This window comes from Okeania sp., from assembly GCF_983059655.1.
This window is the reverse complement of sequence record NZ_CEZPJD010001099.1, coordinates 1-2,093: the sequence shown is the minus strand read 5'-3', so window position 1 is coordinate 2,093 and position 2,093 is coordinate 1. Positions and strand designations below refer to the sequence as shown.

Here is a 2,093-nt window from a genome sequence, read left to right as displayed (position 1 = left end):
TAAAAGAGAAACTTTCTATCAAAAATAATAATATTTCTCAAATTACTATTACGGGAATAGGTGGTATTGGCAAGACGAGTTTAATTTTAGAAGCTGCTAATTATTGTTTAACAGTTAGTCAAGAAAGGTCTGATGAAAATTATCAATATAATGCTATTGTATTTAGTACATTTAAGCAAAAAGAAATAACATCTGAAAAAATTATCACACCTTCTTATAAAAAAGAACTATCTTGTCAACAAATTCTCAAGGATATTGCTACAACTTTTGAGCAAAAAGAATTATTAAAATTAGACTTTAATAGTTGTATAGATGCAATTCTGGATTTATTAAGAAAATACAAAACTTTGTTAATCGTAGATAATTTGGAAACTGTTGAAGATATTAATGATATTATTTGGTTTTTAAGAAATTTACCAAAGAAGGTTAAAGTTGTTATTACCAGTCGCAAAAAAACTGATTTTGGGATTTCGATTAATATTAATCTAGATGAATTATCTGAAGCATCTGGACTAAAATTAATTAAACATATAGCTGAATTAAAAAATATTAAATTAGACGAAAAACAAGAGAAAGATATTTATAGGGTATCTTGTGGTATTCCTTTAGCAATTGTTTTAATTATTGGTCAAATAGCTAATCATCACTCTTTTGAATCTGTAATTAAAAAAATCAGTTTGGCTGAGAGTCATATAGTTGATTACTGTTTGGAAAGTTTTATTGAACCATTAAAAGGAAAATCTAGCTACAAATTATTAACTGCTTTAGCTTTATTGTCTAAAATTACTTGTGATGAAATCATAACTGAAATTGCAAAGATTACTAATAATAAAGAAATAGATAAAGGATTTACTGAATTAAAGAAACTCAACTTAATTCAACGTAGTGGCGAAAAATATCAAATATTACCTATTATTCGTAGTTATGTATTGGTACAGTTGAAAGAAGATACAAACTGGGAAAAAGAATTACGAAATAATTGGGTAAACTGGTATCAAGAATTTGTGGAACAATATGGTGGTAAAGATGAGAAAGAATGGAATGATTATCAAGAATTAGAAACAGAATGGGAGAATATTACTGATGTTATTTCATGGTGTATTAATGAAGATAGATATAATGATGTTAAATACTTTTGGCAACAGATTAAAAGTTATTCTTATCTTCGAGGTTATCAAAGCGATCGCTTAACTAATTGGAATAATCGTTTAGAATGGAATGATTGGACGATCAAAACAGCTAAAATGAAGCATGATTATGAAATAGCTATTGAAGTAATGTTTGATAAAGCATGGATTCTTACTCTGATAGAAACACCAGAAAAATTAAATGAAGCGATCGAGTTATTTTCTCAAGTCTGGCTTCAGAAAAAGCATCATCATAATCCTATATTTCAGATAGATTTAGCTATAGATATTTGTTATGTTCGTATTATTCAAAATAAAATCAATAAAGCCCAACAATGGCTTAATAAAGCTAAACAATTACTAACAAAAACTCAAGTAACAGAAGCTAGTCATCCTCGTCGGTTTATGATCTGGAATTTTTATCAAGGTTGGGTTTTATTTGAACAAAAACAATATAATGAAGCAAAGATAGTATTTGAAAAATCTTTAAAGTTAGCTGAAAATAATCAATGGCAACGTGGTATATCTCTATGTGAAAACTGGTTATGTGATGTAGCTATTGAACTAGAAGATTTTGAGTTTGCTGAAGAAACACTAAAGAAAATTTTCACTATAGCTGACAATAATAATGATCGGGTAACAATTGCTTTTTGTTATCAATCTTTAGCATTTTTAGAAAAAGCAAGAGGCTATATTCAAAAATCTAAAGATAATGCTAATGAAGCTATAGAAAAATTTCAAAAGTTAGGAATGAATCGGCAAATCGAAGCCACTCGAAAAGAGTTTTTAACTTAGACAAGACTTACGCAAAACCAGAAAATACAAACCATCTGTAGGGGCGAATGGCATTCGCCCTCTATAGATAGCGTGTTGTCTCAGAATTTGCGTAAATCCTGTTAGATAAACAACAAGAAAAGGAAGTTTGGGTTCAAAACTTCCTTATAGTTTAAAATCGGTAATTCTCAG

At 28.5% G+C, this 2,093-nt stretch carries 1 protein-coding gene; it reads left to right on the top strand.

The genetic code is table 11. From position 1 onward, the window contains the following. The coding region (locus AC3DU7_RS32165; protein WP_488043290.1) for a tetratricopeptide repeat protein at window positions 1–1,922 on the top strand (1,922 nt) is incomplete at its 5' end. Between the last annotated feature and the right edge of the window lie 171 nt (window positions 1,923–2,093).